A 7,967-nucleotide genomic window follows, 5' to 3' on the forward strand; every position below is an offset into this window, starting at 1 on the left:
CTTTTCAATCGAGCTATTCATCGATTTGCGGGCAAAGCCCAGCGCGAACGCTCCTACGGCAACTCTGGCAAATCCCGGGCTAGACGGTGCGGGCCAACCGGGCGGCGAGCAGCTCGGCGAACCTCGCCGGGTCGTCCAGCGCGCCACCTTCGGCCAGAAGCGCTGTGCCATAGAGCAATTCGGCCGTCTCGGCGACTTGGGCAAGTTCCGCCTCGCCGGCCGCCTTCTGTTGCGCCGCGCGGAGTCCGGTCACCAGCGGATGGTTCGGATTGAGCTCGAGAATCCGCTTGCCGACCGGGATGTCCTGCCCGGAGGCACGGTACATCCGCGCGAGGGCGGGGGTGATGCCGAAGACGTCGGTGATCAGGCAGGCCGGCGAGTCGGTCAGGCGGCTGGAAAGCCGTACCTCCTTGACATGTTCGCTTAACGTCTCCTTCATCCAGTTCAGGAGGTCGGCGAACTCCTTCTGCTGCTCCTCGCGCTCCGCTTCGCTCTCGTCGCCCTCGGAACCGAGGTCCACCTCACCCTTGGCGACCGACTGCAGCGGCTTGCCCTCGAACTCGGTCACCGTTCCCACCCAGACCTCGTCGACCGGGTCGGTGAGCAACAAGACCTCGTAGCCCTTGGCTTTGAACGCCTCCAGGTGGGGCGATTTCAGGATCTGTTGGCGCGTCTCCCCCGTCGCGAAGAAGATCTGCTCCTGGCCCTCCTTCATGCGCTCGACGTACTCGGCGAGAGTGGTCGGTTCCTCCTCGCTGTGCGTCGAGGCGAACGACGAGATTTGCAGCAAGGTCTCGCGGTTGTCGAAGTCCGAGAGCAACCCCTCTTTGACGACCCGCCCGAACTGGGTCCAAAAGGTGCGGTAGTCGTCGGGCCGCTCGGACTGCAGCTCCTTGATGGTGGAGAGAACCTTCTTGGTGAGCCGCCGGCGGATGGCCTTGATCTGCCGATCCTGCTGCAAAATTTCGCGGGACACGTTGAGCGACATGTCCTGTGCGTCCACAACGCCCTTGACGAAGCGCAGGTATTCGGGCATGAGCTGGTCGCAATCGCCCATGATGAACACCCGCTTGACGTAGAGCTGGATCCCGGTCTGGGCGTCGCGGTTGAACAGGTCGAAGGGGGCGTGGGACGGGATGAACAGCAGAGCCTGGTATTCGAAGGTGCCCTCGGCCTTCATCGCGATGATCTCGAGCGGGTCATCCCAGGCATGCGCGATGTGCTTGTAGAACTCCTTGTACTCCTCCTCGGAGACCTCTTCCTTGGGCCGGGCCCACAGCGCCTTCATCGAGTTGAGGGTCTCGACCTCTTTGGTGACGGTCTCCTCGCCGCCCTCCCCCTCTTCGTCCGGGGTCGCCGGCGTACGCCGCTCGACCTCCATCCGGATGGGCCAGGCGATGAAGTCGGAGTACTTCTTGACCAGGCCCCGGATCTTCCATTCCGAGGTGTAGTCGTGCAGCTCGTCCTCGGTGTCTTCGGGCTTGAGATGCAACGTGACCGACGTCCCCTGCGGAGCGTCGTCGACGGCTTCGATGGTGTAGGTGCCCTCGCCGCTCGATTCCCATCGGGTGGCTTCGCTCTCGCCGGCCTTGCGGGTGAGCAGCTCGACCTTGTCGGCGACCATGAAGCTCGAGTAGAAGCCGATGCCGAACTGGCCGATCAGTTCCTCGGAGGCGGCCTCGTTCTTGGCTTCCCTCAGCTGCTGACGCAGCTCGGCGGTGCCCGACTTGGCCAGCGTGCCGATCAGGTTGACCACCTCGTCACGCGTCATCCCGATGCCGTTGTCGCGGATGGTGAGCGTCCTCGCGTCTTTGTCGACCTCGATGTCGATGTGCAGGTCGGAGGTGTCGACGTTGAGGTCTTTGTTGCGGAACGCTTCCAGCCGCAGCTTGTCCAGTGCGTCGGAAGCGTTCGAGATCAGCTCCCGCAGAAACGAATCCTTGTTGGAGTAGACGGAGTGGACCATCAGGTCCAGCAGTTGCCGTGCTTCCGCCTGAAACTCCAGCTGCTCGACACGCGCGTTCATGGCTTTCCCTACGTCTCTTCCCAGGTCCCCTCGGGGACGTTGACGTGTCAAATTTACCGAGTTGCGAAGCGCAGGCGCTTGGGGGTTCGCCCTTGTCCTCCCGGCCTCTAGGCTGAGGCCATGTCTGTTGCTCAACGCGAACGAGCCGCCCTCGTGGAGACGATGCGCGCCGTGGGACCGGAGGCGCCGACGCTGTGCGAAGGGTGGAAGACGCGCGACCTGGCCGCCCACCTCGTGATCCGGGAGTATCGGCCCGACGCCGCTCCGGGCATCTTGATCCCGTTCTTCGCGTCGCACACCGAGAAGGTGCAGAACCAGGTGGCCGAGCAGGGGTGGGACGAGCTGGTCGACAAGGTGGCGTCCGGTCCGCCGGTCTACTCGCCGTTCAAGCTGCTCGATCCGGTGGCCAACGTTGCCGAGATGTTCATCCACCACGAGGACGTGCGGCGGGCGCAGCCGGGCTGGCAGCCGCGCGCCCTCGAACCCGAGCTGAGCGCCAGGCTGCGCCGCACCCTGCCGCTGATGGCGCGGCTCACGCTGGCCAAGCTGCCGGGCCGGGTGGCATTGCGAACCCCGGAGGGCAAGACCCTGCTGACGGCGGGACGCGGCCCCGCGGTCACGGTGACCGGTGCACCCGAGGAGCTGCTGCTGTTCTCGGTGGGGCGAGCCGCGCAAGTGGAATTCGACGGTGACGCTGCGGCGGTCCAGGCCGTCCGCGAGGCGCCCAAGGGGCTGTAGTCCCCTCGGGCTTCACCCGAAGGCTTGGCGAAGGTCCTTCTTGATGACCTTGCCGAACTGGTTGCGCGGCAGCGCGTCGACGATCACCAGACGCTCGGGATGTTTGTAGCGGCTCAACCCGCTCGAATGACAGTGCCGCACCAGCGATTCCAGTGACACGTCCTCGGTGGACGCGGGTACCACCACCGCGCATACGCGTTCGCCGGTACGCGGGTCGGGGACGCCGATGACCGCGACGTCGGCGACCGAGGGATGGGTGGCCAGCACATTCTCGACTTCGAGGGCCGAGACGTTCTCCGCGTTGCGAATGATCGCATCCTTGATGCGCCCCGTGACGCGCACGTTGCCGTCCTCGTCGACCAGGCCGAGATCGCCTGTGCGAAGCCAGCCGTCGTGGTCGAACGCGTCGACGTCGAGGGCGGGGTCGGCGTAGCCGAGAAAGCACTGGGGTCCTTTGAGCCGCAACTCACCCTCTTGCCCGGTGCCCAGTTCGGTTTCGTCGGCGCCGACCACCCGGACGCTGACCCCGGGGGTCGGCGTGCCGACGGTGTGATCGAGCGACTCGGGTGAGGCGGTCAACGACGGGGAAGCCGCCACGGGGAACTCGGTGAGGCCCCACGCGTTGGCGATGCCGGGCAGGCCGAAGGCTTCCCGAACCTGGCGCCCCAGTTCGGCGGTGATGGGCGCACCGCCGGCCAGGCAGCCGCGGAGGAAGGGGAACAGCGGCCGGTCGCCGTGGGCTCGCTGAGCCTCGAGGAAGCCGACGAAGAACGGCGTGGCCGTGCCCAGAAACGTCGGGTTGTGCGCCGCGATGGAAAACGGCGTGGTCGCCGGGTCGAATACCTCGAACAGTGCCAGCCGCATGCCGGTCTGCAGCGCCGCGGCCAGCATCACCGCCCCGCCGATGTGCGCGACCGGAAACGCGATGGGATCAACGTCGCTGTCGGTGATGCCGACCGCGCCGACCAGACCCGTCGCGCCGGCGATCACCGATGCGTCGGTATGCCGGATCCCTTTGGGCGCCGCGGTGGTTCCCGATGAGTAGTAGATCCATCGCGCGTCGGCGGCCGAAGCGGGCGGGGGCGCGAGCGCATCGGTTCCTGCGCGCGGCAGCCGAAGCTGGTCACCGACCGGTGGCGTCGCCAAGTCGAGCGTGATCGCCTGGAAGCCGCGGGTCGCGGCCAGGTCGCGCGCCAGCGCGCCGTGCCCGAAGCCGCGCCAAACCTCGGGCACCACAAGGTATTCCGAGGACAGCTGCTCGGTGATGAAGCCGACCTCGCGTTCCCGCAGTATCGGAATGATCGGGTTTTGCACCGCGCCGAGCCGGGCCAGCGCGGCCATCACGACCATGGTCTCGAGCGTGGTGGGCAGCTGCCAGGACACGACGGTTCCCGCGCCTATCCCGCGTTCGGCGAATGCGCCGGCCGTCGCGCAGGCGGCGTCGTGGAACTGACGTGCGGTCAGGCGGCGCCCCTGGTCGTCGGCGAGCAACGGTCGCGGCGATGCCGTCTTCGCCGCGTCGGCGATCAACGTCCAGTAGGTGACGCCGCTTCCGATGCTCATTCGTTCGTCGGATTGACCTGGGTAGGGCGGAATCCGGAGTGTGCTATCGCGACCGAGACGGCACTGCCGATGGGGCCTGTGCGGTCGACGAGCACGGCCGACCCGGTGGCCACGCCGTCGTGGCTGTAGTGGGTCAGGGAGGCCATGCCGATGTGCGGGCCTTCCGGCAGCCGGCTCAGCGTGAGCGTGTAGTCGGCGTTGATGAACTGCAAGCCGTTCGTGCCCCAATTGGCAAGGGACGCCGTGATATCGGCCGCCATGGCGGCGCGGGTGAAGGGGGTGAGCGGTTCGCCGTCGATGAGCGAGCGCGTCTCGTACAGCCAGGTGTATTTCGGTCCGGAGGTATCGGCCCAGTCGGGGTCGCGATTCTGCAGTTCGGTGCCCCAGCCGTAGGTGCGCATGAAGAGCGTGGGCTGGGCGCCGTCCTCGATGGGCAGCGGCGGCATCTGCGGTTTCGGCGACCACACCTGCCCCGCCGGCTGGGGGCCGCGGCGCAGGAACAGCGCACTCCCCCGCGCGACCGGGACGTCATGCTGGGTGACGACGGCCTCGACGAGCCGCAGGCGCCGACGGTCGTGGTGCACGCTGGTGTGCACCTTCATGGGTTCCAGCGCGACCGGTGCGGGAAGGTCGACGGTCAGCCGGGCGGGTTGCAGTTCCGGGTCATCGACCGCGCGTTCGAGCGCCCAGCCCAGCAGTCCCCCGACCACATGCCCGCTGAGCGATGGCCCCCATCCACCGCGGGCGATCTGATCTGGCACGAGACGGCTTTCGTCGCGCGAGAAGTACGGCGCCTGCGCCGCTGCAGCAACGTCATCCGGCACGACATTGGTCTCGGTCAATGCACGACGCTCCGCCCAGAGATGGATCCCTCGTGTGAGGATGGCAACAGTAGATATTACAGTTTGCTCGCCAGTCTCAACGGGCCGACCTGTTGCGGGTCAATTGTGTAGCCGAGCAACGGCGTTGGCGCGCGTCAGGCGATCGCGGCGCCCACCAGGTGGCCGATCGCATAGGTGATCGACAGCGCGAGGCCGCCCCCGATGACGTTGCGCAGCACGGCCGGGCCCCTGGGCGCCCCACCCAAACGGGCCGACACCGCCCCGGTGATCACCAGCGCGGCGAGTACGGCCGCGACGGTGACCGGGATTCGCCACGCCGCCGGCGGCGCCAGGATGGCGATCAGCGGCAGCAGGGCGCCGACCGCGAACGACAGCGCCGACGACGACGCCGCCTGCCACGGGTTGGTGAGCTCATCGGGATTGATACCGAGTTCGACTTCGGCGTGGGCGAGCAGCGGATTGTGGTCGGTCAGCTCCTCGGCGACGGTGCGAGCGGTGGCCGCGCTCAGGCCTTTCGCTTCGTAGAGGGCGGCGAGCTCGTCCAACTCGGCGGCAGGATCGTCGCGCAGTTCTTGGCGCTCCTTGTGCAACAGCGCCTTCTCGGTGTCACGCTGGGTGCTGACCGACACGTATTCGCCCAGCGCCATCGACACCGCCCCGGCGACCAGTCCGGCGCTGCCGGCGGTCAATACCGGGGCGCGTTCTATCGTCGCGGCCGCAACGCCCACCACGATGCCCGCCGTGGACACGATTCCGTCATTGGCGCCCAGCACTCCGGCGCGCAACCAGTTCAACTTCGATGAGACCGAGCCCTGATGCGGTTCGGCGGGATGCGGATGCGACGGACTCGACACGGCCGCAACGATATACGCCGCCACGCCGGCGGACTAGCATACGTAGCCTTGCCAAAGCGGCGACGACGTCTCGGCCTCGGCGTTTTACCCGAAGGTGGCTGCGGCGGGCCGGCGTCGATTCGCGACACATAAACCCCTGCGACGACTCGCCGTCACGGTTCGCCGTGGTCTGTATCTCGCGGCTCACCGCGCCGTCCGCCCCCCTTCCGCGACGTCAACACGCAGGTCGGCGCGCCCCAGAGGTTCTGCATGGACCACTCACAGCCGTTGCATAGGGAAACTATCTAGGGTCGGTCGGGTAAGGGGGATTCTGAGGAGTTCACCAGCCGATAGACAGGTGAAGGACTATGAAACTGAAGCAAATACTTGGGGGGATCACCGTCGCCGGTGCCCTGGGAGCTGCCGCGCTGGGCATGGGTGCCGGTGCGGCCAACGCCGCTCCGGGTGCGCCACCGCCCGGCCCGGCCGGCAGTCACGGCGGGCCGGCACCCGGAGGTATCCATCCACCGAACGCACCGGGTGATCCGGGCGGCCCCGGCGGTCCGGGTGGTCCCGGCGGTCCGGGCGGTCCCGGCGGCCCGGGTGGCCCGGGTGGCCCCGGTCACCCCGGCGGCCCGCAGGGCGGTCCCGGTGGACCCGGCGGGCCCGGCGGGCCCGATCACCCGGGCGGACCCGGCGGACCCGGCGGACCCGATCACCCGGGCGGACCCGGTGGACCCGGGGGTCCCGGCGGACCCGGTGGGCCCGGCGGCCCGTGGCACGGAGACCCGCAGCGTGGTTACTTCCGCGGGGCGCCGTGGGGTGACGGGCCGGCACCTTGGGGGCCCGGCGAGCCGCCGCGACCCGACTGGGACAGGCCGCTCCCGCCCCCTGGCGGGCAATGGGGATACGGCCCGATCAACTACTGGGGTTACCAGGAGACGCCCGTGTGGGATGACGGATTCCACCAGTGGGGGTTCTGGTTCTTCGGAGTCTGGATTCCGCTGTAAACAGCAGTGACCGCAGCGCCCGCTTCGCCACTTGGCGAGGCGGGCGCTGTGCTGTCGGCCGATGAACGGGCCAGGCCGCCGTGGCGACGCGTGCGGTCGTTGCTCGGGTGGGACCTTTGGCCTTCGGCTGGGGGCCCTACGCCATGCCACAGATGCCGTATGACCCTCGTTTGACGTGTCTCGATAGCGAAACATCGAGGTCACGGACTGGGCTCGAGCACCTGCCAAAGCTTCAGCAATTGACCGGACAGGAGGCGCGATGACCTCGCCAGAACTTCGCGTGAGCCCGCTCTACGCGGGAACGGTTGTCGTCGCCGTGGTGTCGGGACTCTGCGCGTTGGCCGCGCTTGCCGCCGGATCGCCGCTTCAATTCGGTGTCGCGTTGGCGATATTCGCCGCCGGGTGGATCGGCGCCGACTTCATCGAACGAACGGCCGCGCCCGGGCAGCAGCGTTTGGCTCGATGTGAAGTCACCGTCGCCCGCCCGGTCCCCGCCTACCGACCCTCGCGCGTCGTGCACGCCGGTCAGTGCGAGCATTTCTCGCGGCCGGCTCCGCGGGTCGCAAGCAAGTTCGCCGCCTGACCGATCGATCAGCTCTTGGTGCCGACCGTAACCAGGTCGGGAATGACTTGCGTCCACAGCGGTCGCCGAATGCGATGCTGATCGCTGATTGCAAACCCGGCACCCTCGAACAGCGCGCGCATCTCCCCGGGCGACGCATTGTGCTGTGGCTTCCATCTGTTGGCCGAGGGCGCCTGCAGCAGGGGTTGCCGGGCGCTCAGGGCCGCGACGGCCACCAACCCGCCCGGTGCCAGGACGCGGTGGAATTCGCGCAACGCCGCCGGCTGGTCGAAGAAGTGGAACGCCGAGGTGGTCACCACCGCGTCGAGGGCACCGTCGTCGAATGGCAACTGTTCAGCCGGACCGCGCAGCCACTGCACTCGGTCCGTCCTG

Annotated in this window: 8 protein-coding genes; 3 read left to right on the forward strand and 5 right to left on the reverse strand. The window is 67.9% G+C overall.

Going from position 1 to position 7,967, the window contains the following annotated elements; translation table 11 throughout:
* Positions 1–79: 79 nt before the first annotated feature.
* Complete coding sequence (gene htpG, locus A5692_RS10325) at positions 80–2,026, reverse strand: molecular chaperone HtpG (protein WP_068055290.1); 1,947 nt, start codon at positions 2,024–2,026, stop codon at positions 80–82.
* A gap of 120 nt (positions 2,027–2,146) precedes the next feature.
* On the opposite strand from htpG, the gene A5692_RS10330 reads away from it, so the two are divergent.
* On the forward strand, positions 2,147–2,764 hold the full coding sequence (locus tag A5692_RS10330; RefSeq protein ID WP_068055293.1) for a TIGR03085 family metal-binding protein: 618 nt from the start codon (positions 2,147–2,149) through the stop codon (positions 2,762–2,764).
* Positions 2,765–2,776: 12 nt separating this feature from the next.
* Here the strand turns inward: A5692_RS10330 and A5692_RS10335 are convergent, their stop codons facing one another.
* From A5692_RS10335 to A5692_RS10345, 3 genes are all read right to left on the reverse strand, one after another.
* Positions 2,777–4,327 (reverse strand): class I adenylate-forming enzyme family protein, encoded by a 1,551-nt coding sequence (locus A5692_RS10335; protein WP_068055296.1) that lies wholly within the window; start codon positions 4,325–4,327, stop codon positions 2,777–2,779.
* Positions 4,324–5,169 carry an acyl-CoA thioesterase domain-containing protein gene (locus tag A5692_RS10340; protein WP_068055299.1) on the reverse strand — a complete coding sequence of 282 codons (846 nt, stop codon included), beginning with the start codon at positions 5,167–5,169 and terminating at the stop codon, positions 4,324–4,326. The genes A5692_RS10335 and A5692_RS10340 overlap by 4 nt, the downstream gene beginning before the upstream one ends.
* Positions 5,170–5,303: 134 nt before the next feature.
* Positions 5,304–6,023, reverse strand: coding sequence for a VIT family protein (locus A5692_RS10345; RefSeq protein WP_068055333.1), 720 nt, complete (start codon positions 6,021–6,023; stop codon positions 5,304–5,306).
* Between the two features lie 347 nt (positions 6,024–6,370).
* On the opposite strand from A5692_RS10345, the gene A5692_RS28185 reads away from it, so the two are divergent.
* Positions 6,371–7,012: a chitin-binding protein gene (locus tag A5692_RS28185; RefSeq protein ID WP_082962554.1), complete on the forward strand. Its 642-nt coding sequence runs from the start codon at positions 6,371–6,373 to the stop codon at positions 7,010–7,012.
* Between the two features lie 259 nt (positions 7,013–7,271).
* Positions 7,272–7,595 (forward strand): hypothetical protein, encoded by a 324-nt coding sequence (locus A5692_RS10350; RefSeq protein WP_068055302.1) that lies wholly within the window; start codon positions 7,272–7,274, stop codon positions 7,593–7,595.
* 8 nt (positions 7,596–7,603) lie between these two features.
* On the opposite strand, the gene A5692_RS10355 is transcribed toward A5692_RS10350, so the two are convergent.
* Positions 7,604–7,967: class I SAM-dependent methyltransferase (locus tag A5692_RS10355; protein WP_156766011.1), on the reverse strand; the 364-nt coding region annotated here is incomplete at its 5' end.

The organism is Mycobacterium sp. E342 (assembly GCF_001667665.1).
Taxonomy (GTDB): domain Bacteria; phylum Actinomycetota; class Actinomycetes; order Mycobacteriales; family Mycobacteriaceae; genus Mycobacterium.